Origin of the sequence: Streptomyces sp. MAR4 CNX-425, from assembly GCF_048656465.1 — a bacterium.
Classification (GTDB): Bacteria; Actinomycetota; Actinomycetes; order Streptomycetales; family Streptomycetaceae; genus Streptomyces.
On record NZ_JBMDLF010000004.1, the window covers coordinates 198,036 to 214,034 of the forward strand.

The window sequence follows — 15,999 nt, forward strand, 5'->3', positions numbered from 1 at the left end:
GAGAATCGCTCCCTCGGACATGGCAGCCCTCTCTGACCATCGGAAGGTGGCGGTGGGTGACGTTCCGGTGACGCCTGTGCCGATGTTTCCATCCCCTCTGCCGCAGTGCGCCCCCTCTGCGCCGATCCGTCTGAAGAATTGTCCGTATCGCCAGGAGATGTTCGTTTTCGCAGGGGGATCCGGAGGCCGGCGCGACGCTGCGCCAAGATGGCCACCATGGATGCCATCATCTCCGGAACCGAACTCGCGAGCGACCTGGCGGGCCCCCGGCCGCCCGTCGTGCTCGACGTGCGCTACACGCTCGGCGGCCCGCCCGGCCGGCCCGAGTACGACGCGGGCCACATCCCCGGCGCCGCCTACGTCGACCTGGACGCCGAACTGGCCGCCCCGCCCGGCCCCCGGGGCCGCCACCCGCTCCCCGACCCCGCCGTGTTCGGCGCCGCCATGCGCCGCGCCGGCGTCCGCGCCGACCGCCCGGTCGTCGTGTACGACGCCGGCCAGGGCTGGTCCGCCGCGCGCTGCTGGTGGCTGCTGCGCTACACCGGCCACCCCGACGTCCGCGTCCTCGACGGCGGCCTGGCGGCCTGGCCCGGCGAACTGTCCCGTACCGCGCCCGCGGCCGGCGACGGCGACTTCGCGCCCGTGCCGGGCGCGCTGCCGGTGCTCGACGCCGACGGGGCCGCCGCGCTCGCCCGGCGCGGCGTGCTCCTCGACGCCCGCGCGGGGGAGCGCTACCGGGGCGAGACGGAGCCCATCGACCCGGTCGCGGGCCACATCCCCGGCGCGGTGTCGGCGCCGACCACGGAGAACCTCGCCGACGGCCGGACCTTCCGGCCCGCGGCCGACCTGGCGGCGCGCTTCCGCGCGCTCGGGGCGGCGCCGGGCACCGAGGTCGGCGTGTACTGCGGCTCGGGGGTCTCCGCGGCGCAGGAGGTCCTGGCGCTGGAGATCGCCGGCATCCCCGCGGCGCTCTACCCGGGGTCGTGGTCGGAGTGGGTGGCGGATCCGGCCCGGGAGGTGGCGACCGGCGAGGAGCCGGGCTGACGGCGGCGCGTACGAGGTAACCGGGCACGAGCGCGTACGGACCACTCCGCACGCGCCGCGCCCGGCCCTGACGGCTACTCCGGCTTCTTGCGCCGGCTCCCGAACACGATCTCGTCCCAGCTGGGCACCGCGGCCCGGCGGCCCGGCCGCACGCCGTCGGCCTCCGCCTGCCGGTCCGTCTGACCCGTCAGCCGCTCCCGGTGCGCCGAGACGCTCCGCGGCATCAGCACGTCCGCGTACGCCGACCCCGCGCTCGCCGCGGGCGCCGGCGGCTCCTCCTCCACCGCGGGCGGCTCGGGCTCCTCCTCCGGCGGCGGGCCGGGCACCGGCCCGTGCACCGGACCGGACTTGGGCCCGGCCGGCGCGTCGGGCGGGGCCGCGGACGCCGACGCGGACGCCGGCTGCTCCGGCACCACCAGGTCGCCCCGGAAGTTCGGCACCGCCTCCAGCAGGCTGGTCAGGGAGTCCCCCCGGTCCTCGCCGGCGGCGTCCCGGTCCCGGTCGCGGTCGCCGCGCCCGGTGTCGCCCGTACGCTCCGGACCGCGCGGCAGCCGCGCGATCTTCGGCACGAACGGCAGGCTCGGCTCCGGCGACGCGTCGGCCTCGCCGATCAGCGCCCGCGCCTCGTCGTCGACGGGCTGGACGAGCCGCCGCGGCGGGTCGTACGTCCAGCCGGCGTTGTGCGGCTCGCCGGCGACGCGGTAGACGAGGAGCACCTCCCAGGTGCCGTCGTCCCGCCGCCACGAGTCCCACCGCGCCGAGTCCTTCTCCGCGCCGCGCATCAGCAGCCGCTCGGCGACCGCCTCGCCCAGCGCCGGACCGGCGCTCTCGCCGGGGCGGCGGAGGGGCGTCTTGCGGGCCCGCTCGGCCATGAACGCCCGCTCGGCCAGCACCGGGCCCTCGAAGCGCCGTACGCGGTCGACGGGGATCCCGGCGAGCGCGGCGACCTCCTCCGCCGACGCCCCGGCCCGTATCCGGGCCTGGATGTCGCGGGGGCGCAGGTGGTTCTCGACCTCGATCTCGATCTGGCCGAGCCGCGCGCGGTCGTTGCGCACCGCGGCGCGCAGCCGCTCGTCAATCGGAAGGGTGTACTCCGTACTGTCCGCAGCCTTCAGCACCAGCCGTGTGCCGTCGTTGCTGACCGCCACGACACGCAGTTCGGGCATGGGAACCTCCCGGTGGTGCCTGCCGACGTTTCGGTGCGTCGCTGCTCTTTCCGCTAGTCGAGTGTGGCCTGCCCGGGTGCAGCCTGCCACAACATTGCTGAGTTGCCCGGCGTGTCGGGTCTTGGAACCCGATACGCCGTTATGACACGGTTACGCGTTTGCAACGCAGCGGCCGTGATCGCCGCCGTCGGACGGACACCGGAGCACTGGCTCGCCCACAGTACTCCATTCGAGCCATGCGGGTGGACCGGCGCGCCACCGAACGCGGAACGTCGCAAGGCAGTTGAGTCTGCCTGTTGCGCCCCGGTTCGATCAAGAGGTGCGATGCCTCACAGAATCCCCGGAATCGGAACTATCGGGTCCGTCCGCGGGGTCGTCCTGGTGGGCAGGAGCCCATTGGAGCGATCTTGGGATGGAGATGCGGAGCACGCGGGACAGGACGGCCGCGGACGGCGGCGCGGACCCGGGCGCGGAGGACGGCGCGGAGCCGCGCAAGGGGCGGATCGAGCTGAGCGGTGCCCAGGTCGCGGGCGGTGCGGCGGCCACGATGGTGGCCGCGTTCCTCGCGTCCAGCATGGGCGTGTACGGCACGATCATCGGCGCCGGCGTGGTCAGCGTGGGCGCCACCGCGGGCGGCGCGTTCTTCCAGCACGTCTTCCGGCGCACCGGCCAGCAGTTGAAGGACGCGGCCGGGGCGGCGCCGAAGGCGCTGCACAGACAGACGGCGCCGCTGCGCGCGCCCGTACCCGACCGGGCGGACGACGAGACGCGGTTGCTCGGGGCCGTGGCGCCGGCCGCACCCGCTCCCACCGGCGGGTACGGCCCCGTCAGCACCCACGGCACCCCCGCCCGCGCCCGCGGCCTGCGGCGCCTCGCGCTGGTCGCCGCCGGGACGTTCCTCGCCGTGATGGCCGTGGTCTTCGGCATCGAGAAGCTGACCGGCGGACCGCTCGCCAACGCCTGGGGCGACGACCGCACGGGCACATCTTTCAGCCCCGGTGAACAGAAGTCGGATTCCCCGCCGGCGGACGACGGCGGCGGCCGCACCACCGACGGCACCCCGGAGCCGGGCGCCGGGGAGACCGGCGGGCCCGGCAACAGCCCCGGCAGCGACGGCACCGGCGACACCGGCGGCACCGACGACGACAGCGGCGACGGCACCGGCGGCGACCGCCGCACCGGTCCCGGCACCGACCGGCAGCCCGCCGGCACCCCCACGCCGCAGCCCGGCGACGGCGGCACCGCGCCGGCCCCCACGCCCACCCCCACCCCGACCGGGCCGGACCCCGGCGAGGGCGGCGAGGAGACGCCCGGCACCGGGGAGTCCCCGGCGGTCCCGGAGCCGGACGGGGAGGCGGCGCCCGAGGCGGCGGAGTAGCCCGCCCCCGGGGCCGGTCAGTCCCCCAGAACCCGCCGCAGGTAGTCGTTGCCGAACACGCGCCCGGGGTCCAGCCGGTCCCGTACCGCCGTGAACTCCCCGAACCGCGGGTACACGCCCGCCAGGTACTCCGCGTCCCGGCCGTGCAGCTTCCCCCAGTGCGGCCGGCCCCCGTGCGCCGTCATGATCCGCTCCACCGCCGTGAAGTACTCCCGGTGCGGCGTCCCCCGGTACAGGTGCACCGCGATGTACGCCGTGTCCCGCCCCGAAGCCGTCGACAGCGGTATGTCGTCCGCGGGCGCGACCCGCACCTCCACCGGGAAGCTGATCCGCAGCCCCGACCTCTCGACCATCGCCGTCAGCTCCCGGATCGCGGAGACCGCCGCCTCCCGCGGCACCGCGTACTCCATCTCCACGAACCGCACCCGCCGCGGGCTGGTGAAGACCTTGTACGGGATGTCCGTGTACGTACGCGCCGACAGCGCCCGGCTGGAGACCGCCGCGATGCCCGGGATCGCCGCGGGCACCGCCCGCCCCACCGCGCACGCCGCCGCGAACACGCCGTTGGACAGCAGCTCGTCGTCGATCCAGCCGCCGATCCGGCCGAGCGGCGCCGCGGGGCCCGCGCTGCGGTTGTTGCGCTTGGTGTTGCACCGGCCGGTGTGCGGGAACCAGTAGAACTCGAAGTGCTCGTTGCCCTCGGCCAGTTCGTCGAAGGACGCGAGGACGTCCGCGAGCGCCATCGGCTCCTCCCGCGCGGTGAGCAGGAAGACCGGCTCCACCGCGAACGTCAGCGTCGTGACGACGCCCAGCGCGCCGACGCCCAGCCGGGCCGCGGCGAAGACCTCCCCGTCCGCGCCGGTGTCCGCCGCCGTGTACGTACGCGCCCGGCCGTCGGCCGTGACCAGCTCCAGCGCGGTGATCTGGGCGGCCAGCGAGGCGGAGGAGCGGCCGGTGCCGTGGGTGCCGGTGGCGGTGGCGCCGGAGACGGTCTGCGCCATGATGTCGCCCATGTTGGTCAGCGACAGGCCGGCGGCGGCGAGGGCCCGGTTGAGCTGGTGCAGCGGGGTGCCGGCGGCGACGGTGACGGTGCCGGCCGCGCGGTCGATCCCGTGGATGCCGACCAGCCGCTCCGGGCGGATCATGAGCCCGCCGGTGGCCGCGGCGGCGGTGAAGGAGTGGCCCGTACCGACGGCCTTGACCTTCAGGCCGTTCTCGGCGGCGGCGTGCACGGCGGCGGCGACCTCGGCGGTGGTGGCCGGGCTGACGGTGCGCGCGGGGCGCGCGGCGACGGTGCCGGCCCAGTTGCGCCAGCCGCCCGCGGCCCTTCTGCTGGTCACCTGCTGCATCCCGCCGCCCATCCGCTGAACAGGCCGTCGTACGGCACCCGTACCGGCCCGCGCGGCCGGCTCTCCGCCCCCGGTTGGAGAGGGATGATACTCGCGCGTACGGACCGGCCGGACGCCGGTGTCCGACTCGGCCGCGCGGCCCGCGCATGGCAGGATCGAAGCCATGCCGGAAGCGCAGTCCCCCCAGCCGTACGACGCCCTGCTCCTGCTGTCCTTCGGCGGGCCCGAGGGCCCCGACGACGTCGTCCCGTTCCTGGAGAACGTCACCCGGGGCCGCGGCATCCCGCGCGAGCGGCTGGAGGAGGTCGGGCAGCACTACTTCCTCTTCGGCGGCGTGAGCCCCATCAACGCCCAGAACCGCGAGCTGCTGGAGGCGCTGCGCAAGGACTTCGCGGACGCCGGCCTCGACCTCCCTGTCTACTGGGGGAACCGCAACTGGGCGCCGTACCTCACCGACACCCTGCGGGAGGTGGCGCGGGCCGGGCACCGGCGGGTGCTGACGCTGGTCACCAGCGCGTACGCCTCGTACTCCGGCTGCCGGCAGTACCGCGAGAACCTCGCCGAGTCGCTGGCCGCGCTCGCCGCCGAGGGCCTGACGCCGCCGCGCGTCGACAAGCTGCGGCACTACTTCAACCACCCCGGCTTCCTCCGCCCCGTCGCCGACGGGGTGCTGGCCGCGCTGGACCGGCTGCCCGCGGACGTACGCGACGGCGCCCACCTGGCGTTCTGCACCCACTCCATCCCCGACGCCGCGGCGGACACCTCCGGGCCCCCGGCGGACCACGGCGACGGCGGCGCCTACGTCGCGCAGCACCTCGACGCCGCCCGGGCGGTCGCGGACGCGGTCCGCGAGGCCACGGGCGTCGAGCGGCCCTGGCGGCTCGTCTACCAGTCGCGCAGCGGCGCGCCGCACATCCCGTGGCTGGAGCCGGACATCTGCGACCACCTCGCGGAGCTGCACGCCGCCGGCGCGCCCGCGGCCGTGATGGTGCCGATCGGCTTCGTCTCGGACCACATGGAGGTCCTGTACGACCTCGACACCGAGGCGGCGGCGAAGGCCGCCGCGCTGGGCCTGCCCGCGGTGCGGTCGGCGACGGTCGGGTCGGACCCGCGGTTCGTCGCGGCGGTGCGGGAGCTGGTCCTGGAGCGGGCCGCGGCCGAGCGCGGGGAGCCGGCCGAGCGCTGCGCGCTGGGCGCGCTGGGGCCGAGCCACGACGTCTGCCCGGCGGGCTGCTGCCCGGCCCGTACGCCGAAGCCCGCCGCCGCGGGCGCCGACTGAGCCGCCGCCGTACCCCGCGGCCCCCGCAGGACCGCGGCGCCCGCAGACCCGCCGTACGCCACCGCCGTCGTACGTCCGCACCCGCACCCGCCTCCGCCCCGCGAGCAGCGCACCGAGGAGCACCGTGACCGACGCCCCCCGCCCCGAGTCCGCCGAGCCGCCCGCCCCGCCGTACGACGAGCTGCTGGACCTGGCCCTGGAGGCCGCCCGCCGCGCCGGCGAACTGCTGCGCGACCACCGGCCCGCCGACCTCGGCGTGGCCGCGACGAAGTCCAGCGCCATCGACGTCGTCACCGAGATGGACCTCGCCGCCGAGAAGCTGATCACCGGCTTCCTCACCGAGCGCCGCCCCGCCGACGGGATCCTCGGCGAGGAGGGCGCGAGCACGCCCGGCAGCAGCGGCGTGCGCTGGGTCGTCGACCCCGTCGACGGCACCGTGAACTATCTCTACGGCCGTCCCGACTGGTCGGTCAGCATCGCCGCGGAGTACGCGGGCGAGGTGGTCGCCGGCGTCGTGGCGGCGCCCATGCGCGGCGAGACGTACCACGCCGTGCGCGGCGGCGGCGCCTTCGTCGACGGCGAGCCGGCGCACTGCCGCCCGGCCCCGCCGATGGACCAGGCGCTGGTCTCCACCGGCTTCAACTACGTCCACGCGGTGCGCAGCCACCAGGCCGAGGTGGCGCGGCGGCTGATCCCGCGGGTGCGCGACATCCGCCGCGGCGGCTCCGCGGCGATCGACCTGTGCGACCTGGCCTGCGGCCGCCTCGACGGCTACTACGAGCGCGGCCTGCACCCGTGGGACCTGGCCGCCGGCGACCTCATCGCCCGCGAGGCCGGCGCGCTCACCGGCTCCCGGCCGGGCCTGCCGCCGGACGGCGACCTGACCGTCGCCGCGGTGCCGGGCCTCTTCGTGCCGCTGCAACGGCTCCTGGACGAGCTGGGCGCCTGGCACGACTGACCGCCCGGCACGGCGCCGGGACCCTGCCCGGACAGCACAGAGCCCCGGCACCGTGGCGGTGCCGGGGCGGGGTGTCCTCGGGGCGCGGGCGGGTCAGACGCCGGAGCCGGCGCCGACCTCGACGCCGTGGTCGGCGGCGAGCCGGCGCAGGTCGTCCAGCTCCTCCTGCTCGACCTCGACGCCGAACTCGTCGCCTTCCTCGCGGGCGCGGTCCCGCTCGGACTCGGCCGCCTTGATGCGCTGCAGAATGCCAGCGGTGAATGCGTCCATGGTGTACGCCCCCTCGTCGTCGGGTCGAGGCACCGGGGATGTGCCGACGGGTGTGATCACGGAGAACGTCCCTCCGGCTACAGCCTGTGTGCCATGCCGGGAAAGGAGGCTGGGAAACGTGATCGGCGGGTGTGGAATCGTCCTCCCCGCAGCATTGGGGGTGGAAACATCGGATCCGGAGAATCTTTGGGTGCCCGGCTGCTTACCACCGGTTTACGCCCATTGCAGGCAGGATGGAGCTGTTCACCAGGCCCGATCCCCCCTGCGGGCACTACGAGAAGGGACCCCGCCGTGCGCGTACTCGTCGTCGAGGACGAGCAACTGCTCGCCGACGCGGTGGCCACCGGCCTGCGCCGGGAGGCGATGGCCGTGGACGTCGTCTACGACGGCGCGGCGGCCATCGACCGCATCGAGCTGAACGACTACGACGTCGTGGTCCTCGACCGCGACCTGCCCCTCGTCCACGGCGACGACGTGTGCAGCCGGGTCGTCGAGCTGGGCCTGCCCACCCGGGTGCTGATGCTCACCGCGGCCGGCGACGTCCGGGACCGCGTCGAGGGGCTGGAGCTCGGCGCCGACGACTACCTGCCCAAGCCGTTCGCCTTCAGCGAACTCACCGCGCGGGTGCGCGCCCTCGGCCGGCGCAGCACCCAGGCCCTGCCCCCGGTGCTGGAGCGCTCCGGCATCAAGCTGGACCCGGGCCGCCGGGAGGTCTACCGGGACGACCGGCTGGTGCAGCTCGCGCCGAAGGAGTTCGCGGTGCTGGAGGTGCTGATGCGGGCCGAGGGTGCGGTGGTCTCGGCCGAGCAGCTGCTGGAGAAGGCGTGGGACGAGAACACCGACCCCTTCACCAACGTCGTGCGCGTCACCGTCATGACGCTGCGCCGCAAGCTCGGCGAGCCGCCCGTGATCATCACGGTCCCCGGCTCCGGCTACCGCATCTGACGTTCCGCACGTCCCCCCACGCACCCGACGGATGGCCCCATGGACGAGAACAGACGCTCCGCGTCGGACGCGCTGCCCGCCGGCACCCCGCCCAAGCCCACCTGGGACCCCCGGGAGGCGGCCGCGCCGTACTGGCTGCGCCCCACCATCCGGATACGCCTCACGCTGATCTACGGCGGCATGTTCCTGATGGCCGGCATGGTGCTGCTGGCCATCATCTACCTGCTGGCCGCCACCGCCCTGGACAGCTTCGCCACCCCGTTCCGGCTGCTGGAGAGCAGCGGCACGGTGCAGCTGGACAGCGGGCCGTGCCCGGAGGTCTCGGACGCGAAGACCTACAGCCAGTTCAACGACATCCTCGACGCCTGCATCGAGCGGCGGCGCCAGCTCGCCCTCGACTCCCTGCTGCGCAAGTCGCTGCTCGCGCTGCTGGGCATGACGGTCCTCGCCTTCGCCTTCGGCTACGTCGTCGCCGGCCGGGTGCTCTCGCCGCTGGGCCGCATCACCCGTACCGCCCGCAGCGTCGCCGGCTCCGACCTGCACAAGCGCATCGAGCTGGACGGCCCCGACGACGAGCTGAAGGAGCTGGCCGACACCTTCGACGACATGCTCGACCGCCTCGACCGGGCCTTCAACTCCCAGCAGCGCTTCGTCGCCAACGCCTCGCACGAGCTGCGCACCCCGCTGGCGATCAACCGCACGCTGCTGGAGGTCCAGCTCTCCGACCCGGACGCCTCGCCGGAGCTCCAGCAGCTCGGCAAGACCCTGCTGGCCACCAACGAGCGCAGCGAGCTGCTGGTGGAGGGCCTGCTGCTGCTCGCCCGCAGCGAGAACGAGATCGTCGACCGAAAGCCCGTCGACCTCGCCGAGGTCGCCTCCCAGGCGATGGACCAGGCCCGCGGCGAGGCGCAGTCCCGGGGCGTCGAGCTGCGCGGGGTGCGCAAGCCCGCGTACGTCCAGGGCAACGGCGTGCTGCTGGAGCGGGTGGGGCTGAACCTGGTGCAGAACGCCGTGCGGTACAACGTCGCCGAGGGCGGCTGGGTCGAGGTGCAGACGGAGGCGCAGCCCGGCGTGGCCGTGCTGACGGTCTCCAACACCGGGCCGGTCGTCCCCGCGTACGAGGTGGACAACCTTTTCGAGCCGTTCCGGCGGCTGCGCACGGAGCGTACGGGCAGTGACAAGGGGGTAGGGCTGGGGCTGTCCATTGTGAGATCCGTCATTCGTGCGCACGGCGGAGCGGTCACCGCACAGCCGCGCGAGGGCGGTGGGCTGGTGATTCGGGTGGCGCTGCCCATGCAGACTGTGTGATACGTCACATTCCGTACATGACGCCCGTGTGCGCTGTGTCATCGCCGCATTCCGGGAAAAGCCCGTAAGATCCGCGTTTCCGCAGGATGCGGTCACGGGAAGTACACGGGGTGGCGTGCACGAGAAGCGCCCGGGACCGCGTATGGTCCCTTTCGCCATCCGGCCGCGATCACCCCTGCGGGGTGCGGCCGGGTGTCGATCGAGTAACAGACCTTGATGTGAGGCAAAATCTCCGCTTCGGGTCGGGCACAAGACCGGCCTCTCATGCGTTACGAGCGCTGGAGACTCACTGACCACCCGGAGGGGGAGAGCGAGAATGGCAACGGACTACGACACCCCACGCAAGACAGACGACGATGTCAACGAAGACAGCATCGAAGAGCTGAAGGCGCGGCGCAGCGACAAGTCGGCCGCAGCCGTCGACGTCGACGAGTTCGAGCAGAACGAGGGCCTGGAGCTGCCCGGTGCGGACCTCTCCAACGAGGAGCTGTCCGTGCGGGTCCTGCCCCGCCAGGAGGACGAGTTCACCTGCATGAGCTGCTTCCTGGTGCACCACCGCAGCCAGCTGGCCGCCGAGAAGAACGGCCAGCCGATCTGCCGCGACTGCGCGGCCTGAGGCCGGCCGTGGCCCCCACGGCCGGCTCCGGTCCCGCCGGGCCGAAGACCGGGATGATCCTGCGGACGCGCCCCGACCGGCGCGTCCGGGCGGCGCTGGAGCGGGTGGCGGACGCCATCGTCCAGACCGCGCCGCGCGTCCCGGTCCGCGACCTGGCCACGCTGCGCCGGCAGTTCCCCGGGCTCGGCCCGGAGGAGATGGCCGACCGGCTGGTCGCCGGAGCCGTGAAGGGGAGCGCCACGGTCGGCGCGGGCATCGGAGCGGCGGCGATGATGCCCGCGCCGCCAGCCATGCCCGCCGAGCTCGCCGCCGAGATCGTGGGGGTGGCCTCGATAGAGCTGAAGCTGATCGCCGAGCTCCACGAGGTGTACGGGGTACGGGCGGCGGGCGCGGCGCCGCAGCGTGCCATGGCATACCTCGGCGCCTGGACCGACGAGCGCGGCATCGACACCGCCAAGCTGGTGAGCTTCGACGTCGTCCTCGGCGGCCCGATGCGCCGCCGGCTGCGGCAGCAGGTCCTCAAGCGCACCGTGCGGAACCTGCCGACCCTCGCCCCGTTCCTCATGGGCGCGGCCGCCGGCGCGCTGATGAACCGCAGGGACACCCGCAGACTCGCCGACCGGATCCGCGACGACCTGCGCGGCCGCCAGGTCCCGTGGGACGGCCCACCGCCCGGGGCGGACACCGGGGTCGCGCCGTCCGGGAACCCCGGCGGCCTCAGCCTCCCGGGCGCCGGGGGCGCCGCGGACTCCGTACCGCCCGCACCGCCTGCACGGCCCGCACCGCCCGTACCGCCGAAGGACGACCCGCGGGCCCTCCCGCCGGCCGCGCCGCCGCCGGGCGAGCGCTGAGCGCCCTCCCGCACCCGCACCCGCGCCGCCGCCCGTCAGTCCGAGGCCGACCGCAGCGCCGCCACCAGCCGCTCCGGCTCCCGCGTGGACAGGTAGAGATACGGCGTCGGGTCCTCCGGATCCGTGACCTCCACCCGCACCGCCGTCGGGATGTACCCCCGCAGCAGCATGTACGCGCGCGTGTCCGCCCGGTGCGTACGCCACGCCTGCGCCTCCCCGGCGTCGAGCGCCTGCGCCTCGCCCAGCGCCGTGAGCGGGATCCGGGCGTCGTCGGTGACCAGCTGCCCGGCGATGACCCGGATCCGCGCCGAGCCGTACGAGCTGACCGCGACCGCCGCCAGCGCCGTCCCGCCGGCCAGCCCCGCCAGCAGCGGCAGCGTCCCGAACGGCGTCAGCACCAGCGCCAGACACACCCCCGTGCCCACCGCCAGGCCCCACCAGGACCGGGGCGCGCTCAGCCGCTCGTCGTAGCTCTGCGTCGTCTGCATGCACCCCACCTTCCCACGCCTTCCCCCCGCGGCCCGCTCCCCCCGCGGCTCGGCCCCGGGCCCGGCGCGCAGGTAGGCTCTGGCCGCGTGACTGCAAGTGACAAGCTGACCCCGCCGCCCGGTGCCGCGGAACCCGTGCGGCACCCGGACGCCCCGGCGCCCGGGCAGCTCCTCGGCTCCCACTACGACCAGTGCTTCGGGTGCGGCAGCGGCCAGGAGCACGGCCTGCACCTGGCCGCGCGGGCGGGCGAGGGCGTGAACGTGACCGCGGAGTTCACGGTCAGGGCCGCCCACCAGGGCGCCCCCGGCCTCGCCCACGGCGGGGTGCTCACCTCCGCGCTCGACGAGACCCTGGGCGCGCTGAGCTGGCTGCTGTACACCATCACGGTGACCGGCCGGCTGGAGACCGACTTCCTGCGCCCGGTCCCGGTGGACACCACCCTCCACCTGGACGCCCGCGCCCTCGCCGTCGCCGGCCGCAAGATCTACTCCACCGCCGCCGGCCGCATCGGCGGCCCGGACGGGCCGGTGGCCGTCCGGGCCGACGCCCTCTTCGTGGAGGTCAAGGTGGAACACTTCGTCAAGAACGGCCGGGACCGCGAGATCCGGGCCGCGATGGCCGACCCCGACCAGGTCCGGCGGGCCCGCGCCTTCGAGGTGAACCCGTGACGGCCCGGCGGGAACCGGTCGACGTGCTGATCCGCCGCGTCGACCCCGAGGTGCCGCTCCCGTCGTACGCGCACCCCGGCGACGCCGGCGTCGACCTCGTCACCACCCGGCCCGCGGAGCTGCCCCCCGGCGAGCGCGTCGTCCTGCCCACGGGCATCAGCCTCGCCCTGCCCGACGGCTACGCGGCCTTCGTGCAGCCCCGCTCCGGGCTCGCCGCCCGCTGCGGCGTGACGCTCGTGAACGCCCCGGGGACGGTGGATGCCGGGTACCGTGGGGAGATCAAGGTGAACGTGGTCAACCTCGACCCGCGCCGCCCGGTGCGGTTCGAGCGTTTCGACCGGATCGCCCAGCTGGTGATCCAGCAAGTGGAGACGGCCCGGTTCCACGAGGTGGCCGAACTCCCCGGCTCCGCCAGGGGCGAGGGCGGGCACGGGTCAACCGGAGGGCATGCCTCCCTCGGGGACCGGAAGGCCGTTCATGGATACGCTTCGGTCATTGCCGACCGGGAAGGACAGTGACGTGTTCGGACGTCGTCGCAAGGGGCACGAGGAGCCCGTCGACAAGAACGCCGACGGCGTGACCGCCGAGGAAGCCGAGGAGTCGGCGGACGAGCAGCCGGAGGACGGGGAAAGGCCCGTGCTGCCGCCCAGACCCCGGCCCGACGGGCCGTGGGACATCAGCGAGGTCGAGGACGCCCCCCGCGGCCGGGTGGACCTCGGCGGGCTGCTCGTCCCCGGGGTCGAGGGCATGGAGCTGCGCGTCGAGGTGGCGGGCGACTCGATCGTCGCCGCGACCGTGGTGCTGCGGGACAGCGCGATCCAGCTCCAGGGCTTCGCCGCGCCCAAGAACGAGGGCATCTGGGGCGAGGTCCGCGCGGAGATCGCCACCGGCATCACCAAGCAGGGCGGCATCATCGACGAGCAGGAGGGCACGCTGGGCTGGGAGCTGCGCGCGCAGGTGCCGGTGAAGCTGCCCGACGGCAAGAGCGGCGTGCAGGTGGTGCGGTTCGTCGGCTGCGACGGGCCGCGGTGGTTCCTGCGCGGGGTGATCTCCGGCCAGGCCGCGGTGCAGCCGCAGGCGGCGGGCGTGCTGGAGAAGATCTTCCGCGAGACGGTGATCGTCCGCGGCGACGGCCCGATGGCGCCGCGCGACCCGATCGTGCTCCAGCTGCCGACGGACGCGCAGATGGTGCCGGACGGGGTGCAGCAGGACGAGGCGAGCGAGGGCTCGCGCTTTGCGGGCGGCATCGACTCGCTGGCGCGCGGCCCGGAGATCACCGAGGTCCGGTAGCGCTCCGCGCGAAGCGCGAGGTACGGCGGCGGGCCGGGTCACGTGACCCGGCCCGCCGCCGTTGCCTGGGGCGGGCTGGTCGTGCCCGCCTCCCGCGGTCTCCGGGCATCCGTGCCGCCGCGCCGCGGTCCGCCGTTGCGGCCATGCGGACCGGAGATCACCCGGGGTGCGCGGAGCCCGCTGAGCGCCGCTGTGGCGGGAGAACGGCCGCGACCGGCCCCGCCAACCCCGATCGCGTACGGTCGCGGCCCCTGAGAGCCGTCAGGGGCCGCGCCGCCCGGTGGACGGGGACCCGGCGCCCCGCTCAGCCGTTGCCCGCGTCTTCGTCGACCTCGACGCTTCTCAGCGGGTGCACGAGTAGGCGGGTGCACGAGGTGCGAGCCGGCCGCCGCCGACGGTCACCAGCCGGCAGCGGCCACCACGTCCCGGGCGACGTCCGCCACCGTCCGCCCGTCCGTAGCCACCCGGACGGTCCCCTCCGGCACCCGCTCCTCCAGGTGCCGGGCCATGAACGCGCTGCGCCGCACCTGCTGCTCCAGCTCCGAACCGAGCTCGCGAGCGGCCAGGCGGCCGCGGGCGGTGGCGTCGGAGGCGGTCAGCAGCACCCGTACGAAGCGGGTGTCCCTCCCCAGGGCGCGCTCGTAGACGCCGCTCTCGCCGGCCATGACACTGGCGGTGTTGGTGTAGATCAGCCGTCGGCAGCCCAGCGCCGCGTAGTTGCCCCACAGCGCGGCGAGGTTGCGCTCGGTGAGCAGCGACCGGTCCGGGTCGCCGGGCGGGGCGGGATGGACGTGGTCCAGCACGTCGCCCTCGATCAGGGCGTGGCCGACGTCCACGGCGCGCAACTGCGCCGAGACCTCGAAGCCGACCGAGGACTTTCCCACCCCGGAACGGCCGCCGATGAGCAGCACTTCGGTGACCAGCACTCGGAACTCCTGTCGCCTGTCCGGTGGAGCCGGGCCGTGGCGGGTGTGGGAGCCGACCGGGTGCGCGGCGGTGCGCAAAAGCCGGGCTTCCTGGGCGATTTGGGCCGATTTGGCAGGCGGGTTACCGCGAGTTCGTCTCGGCAACGCCCACCCGAGGTGCCGCGAGTGCGTCCCGGAGTACGTTCTCGAGCGTGACGCGGGCCAGCTCGTGTCTCAAGGTCTCCTCGATGCCCTCGTAGATGCCCCGCATCGCCGGCTGGATGCCGTAACCCACCACGCATTCCTGGTCCGGGGTGGCGCGGTGCATCGCGAACAGCGGGCCGGGTTCCACCGCCTCGTACACGTCGAGCAGGGTCATCGACCTCAGCTCGCGCGCCAGCGACCAGCCCGCACCCACACCCCGCCGGGACTCCACGAGCCCGGCCCTGCGCAGCTCGCCGAGCACCCGCCTGATCACCACGGGGTTGGTGTTCGCGCTGGTCGCGATCTGCTCGGAGGTCGCGACCTCATGGCCCTGGCGCTGGTAGAGACCGATCCAGGCCAGCGCGTGGGCGGCGATGGTCAACCTGCTGTTGGCGCTCATGAACGCCTCCTCTCGGCCGCAACGCTTCATGTTACGACAGTTCAGTCGTAACAGCAAAGGTTGCAACAGGTTGTCGTAACAATTAACGTTGCGACAGTCGTGAAGGATCAATCAACGAGGTGAGAAGAATGAGCAAGCCACTCACGGGCAAGGTCGCCCTGGTCACCGGGGGGTCGCGCGGACTGGGAGCCGCGACCGTACGACTGCTGGCCGAGCAGGGCGCTGACGTCGCCTTCACCTACGTCAGCTCCGAGAAGCAGGCGCAGGCCGTCGTCGACGACGTGCGCCTCAAGGGAGCGAAGGTCATCGCCTTCAGGTCCGACCAGGCGGACACGAGTCAGGCGCCGGCGCTGATCGACGACGTCGTCGCCCACTTCGGCGGCCTGGACATCCTCGTCAACAACGCGGCGATCTCCGCGGCCGGCAGGGTGGACGACCCGGACGCCGACACCGCCGCACTGGACCGGATGCACGCCACCAACTACCTCGGTGTGATCGCCCTCATCCGGGCCGCCTCCGGAGTGCTGCGCCCGGCCGGCCGCATCATCACGGTCAGTTCCGGACTGGGCTCCCGCGTCGGTGTCCCGGGAATTGCCGACTACTCGGCGACCAAGTCGGGGATCGAGAGGTACACCATGGGGGTCGCACGGGACCTCGGACACCGGGACATCACGGCCAACGTCGTGGAAGCCGGACTGATGGTGGGCGGCATGGAAGCGCCGGACCCCGAGACCCTCAAGGCCCTGGTCAGCTCCCTGTCCCTGCAACGCATGGGTTACCCCGAAGAAATCGCCGCGGCGATCGCCTTTCTGGCGAGCCCCGCCGCTTCGTACGTCACGGGCGCGGTGCTGGACGCCCACGGCGGCTACAACGCCTGAA

General features: G+C 74.3%; 18 protein-coding genes. 12 read left to right on the plus strand and 6 right to left on the minus strand.

What is annotated here, in order from left to right:
* Positions 1–216: 216 nt before the first annotated feature.
* Positions 217–1,044 (plus strand): sulfurtransferase, encoded by an 828-nt coding sequence (locus ACHZ99_RS13900; protein ID WP_420304841.1) that lies wholly within the window; start codon positions 217–219, stop codon positions 1,042–1,044.
* Positions 1,045–1,118: 74 nt separating this feature from the next.
* On the opposite strand, the gene sepH is transcribed toward ACHZ99_RS13900, so the two are convergent.
* Positions 1,119–2,210, minus strand: a complete 1,092-nt coding sequence (sepH, locus tag ACHZ99_RS13905) for a septation protein SepH (protein ID WP_420304842.1) — start codon at positions 2,208–2,210, stop codon at positions 1,119–1,121.
* A 412-nt stretch (positions 2,211–2,622) separates the two neighbouring features.
* Between sepH and ACHZ99_RS13910 the strand changes: the two genes are divergently transcribed.
* The gene (locus ACHZ99_RS13910; RefSeq protein ID WP_420304843.1) at positions 2,623–3,588 is read left to right on the plus strand and encodes a hypothetical protein; all 966 of its coding nucleotides are present in this window, start codon (positions 2,623–2,625) and stop codon (positions 3,586–3,588) included.
* Between the two features lie 17 nt (positions 3,589–3,605).
* Here the strand turns inward: ACHZ99_RS13910 and ACHZ99_RS13915 are convergent, their stop codons facing one another.
* Positions 3,606–4,937: a D-arabinono-1,4-lactone oxidase gene (locus tag ACHZ99_RS13915; RefSeq protein WP_420304844.1), complete on the minus strand. Its 1,332-nt coding sequence runs from the start codon at positions 4,935–4,937 to the stop codon at positions 3,606–3,608.
* Positions 4,938–5,100: 163 nt separating this feature from the next.
* On the opposite strand from ACHZ99_RS13915, the gene ACHZ99_RS13920 reads away from it, so the two are divergent.
* Together ACHZ99_RS13920 and ACHZ99_RS13925 are read left to right on the plus strand one after the other, a co-directional pair.
* Positions 5,101–6,216 carry a ferrochelatase gene (locus ACHZ99_RS13920; RefSeq protein WP_420304845.1) on the plus strand — a complete coding sequence of 372 codons (1,116 nt, stop codon included), beginning with the start codon at positions 5,101–5,103 and terminating at the stop codon, positions 6,214–6,216.
* A gap of 124 nt (positions 6,217–6,340) precedes the next feature.
* Positions 6,341–7,174: an inositol monophosphatase family protein gene (locus ACHZ99_RS13925; protein ID WP_420304846.1), complete on the plus strand. Its 834-nt coding sequence runs from the start codon at positions 6,341–6,343 to the stop codon at positions 7,172–7,174.
* A 93-nt stretch (positions 7,175–7,267) separates the two neighbouring features.
* Here the strand turns inward: ACHZ99_RS13925 and ACHZ99_RS13930 are convergent, their stop codons facing one another.
* On the minus strand, positions 7,268–7,444 hold the full coding sequence (locus tag ACHZ99_RS13930; protein WP_420304847.1) for a hypothetical protein: 177 nt from the start codon (positions 7,442–7,444) through the stop codon (positions 7,268–7,270).
* Positions 7,445–7,735: 291 nt separating this feature from the next.
* On the opposite strand from ACHZ99_RS13930, the gene ACHZ99_RS13935 reads away from it, so the two are divergent.
* From ACHZ99_RS13935 to ACHZ99_RS13950, 4 genes are all read left to right on the plus strand, one after another.
* The gene (locus ACHZ99_RS13935; protein ID WP_420304848.1) at positions 7,736–8,389 is read left to right on the plus strand and encodes a response regulator transcription factor; all 654 of its coding nucleotides are present in this window, start codon (positions 7,736–7,738) and stop codon (positions 8,387–8,389) included.
* A 39-nt stretch (positions 8,390–8,428) separates the two neighbouring features.
* Complete coding sequence (locus tag ACHZ99_RS13940; RefSeq protein WP_420304849.1) at positions 8,429–9,697, plus strand: sensor histidine kinase; 1,269 nt, start codon at positions 8,429–8,431, stop codon at positions 9,695–9,697.
* Positions 9,698–10,013: 316 nt separating this feature from the next.
* Positions 10,014–10,313, plus strand: a complete 300-nt coding sequence (locus tag ACHZ99_RS13945) for a DUF4193 domain-containing protein (RefSeq protein ID WP_018838171.1) — start codon at positions 10,014–10,016, stop codon at positions 10,311–10,313.
* An 8-nt stretch (positions 10,314–10,321) separates the two neighbouring features.
* The gene (locus tag ACHZ99_RS13950; protein WP_420304850.1) at positions 10,322–11,164 is read left to right on the plus strand and encodes a hypothetical protein; all 843 of its coding nucleotides are present in this window, start codon (positions 10,322–10,324) and stop codon (positions 11,162–11,164) included.
* A gap of 35 nt (positions 11,165–11,199) precedes the next feature.
* Here ACHZ99_RS13950 and ACHZ99_RS13955 read toward each other — a convergent pair whose 3' ends face one another.
* On the minus strand, positions 11,200–11,652 hold the full coding sequence (locus tag ACHZ99_RS13955; protein WP_420304852.1) for a DUF3093 domain-containing protein: 453 nt from the start codon (positions 11,650–11,652) through the stop codon (positions 11,200–11,202).
* An 87-nt stretch (positions 11,653–11,739) separates the two neighbouring features.
* Here ACHZ99_RS13955 and ACHZ99_RS13960 point away from each other — a divergent pair, with 87 nt between their 5' ends.
* Genes ACHZ99_RS13960 through ACHZ99_RS13970 form a run of 3 tightly spaced genes read left to right on the plus strand, consistent with a single transcriptional unit; the run spans position 11,740 to position 13,611 of the window.
* Positions 11,740–12,321, plus strand: a complete 582-nt coding sequence (locus ACHZ99_RS13960) for a PaaI family thioesterase (protein ID WP_420304853.1) — start codon at positions 11,740–11,742, stop codon at positions 12,319–12,321.
* A complete protein-coding gene (dut, locus tag ACHZ99_RS13965; RefSeq protein ID WP_420304854.1) occupies positions 12,318–12,839 on the plus strand; it encodes a dUTP diphosphatase in 522 nt (173 codons plus the stop codon). Before ACHZ99_RS13960 ends, dut begins: the two co-directional genes overlap by 4 nt.
* Before the next feature lies 1 nt (position 12,840).
* A complete protein-coding gene (locus ACHZ99_RS13970; RefSeq protein ID WP_420304855.1) occupies positions 12,841–13,611 on the plus strand; it encodes a DUF3710 domain-containing protein in 771 nt (256 codons plus the stop codon).
* Positions 13,612–14,009: 398 nt separating this feature from the next.
* Here the strand turns inward: ACHZ99_RS13970 and ACHZ99_RS13975 are convergent, their stop codons facing one another.
* Entirely contained in the window at positions 14,010–14,537 is a 528-nt protein-coding gene (locus tag ACHZ99_RS13975; protein WP_420304856.1) for a hypothetical protein, read from the minus strand.
* 121 nt (positions 14,538–14,658) lie between these two features.
* Positions 14,659–15,120 carry an Rrf2 family transcriptional regulator gene (locus ACHZ99_RS13980; protein WP_420305206.1) on the minus strand — a complete coding sequence of 154 codons (462 nt, stop codon included), beginning with the start codon at positions 15,118–15,120 and terminating at the stop codon, positions 14,659–14,661.
* A 128-nt stretch (positions 15,121–15,248) separates the two neighbouring features.
* On the opposite strand from ACHZ99_RS13980, the gene ACHZ99_RS13985 reads away from it, so the two are divergent.
* Entirely contained in the window at positions 15,249–15,998 is a 750-nt protein-coding gene (locus tag ACHZ99_RS13985) for an SDR family NAD(P)-dependent oxidoreductase (RefSeq protein ID WP_420304857.1), read from the plus strand.
* Position 15,999 lies beyond the last annotated feature (1 nt).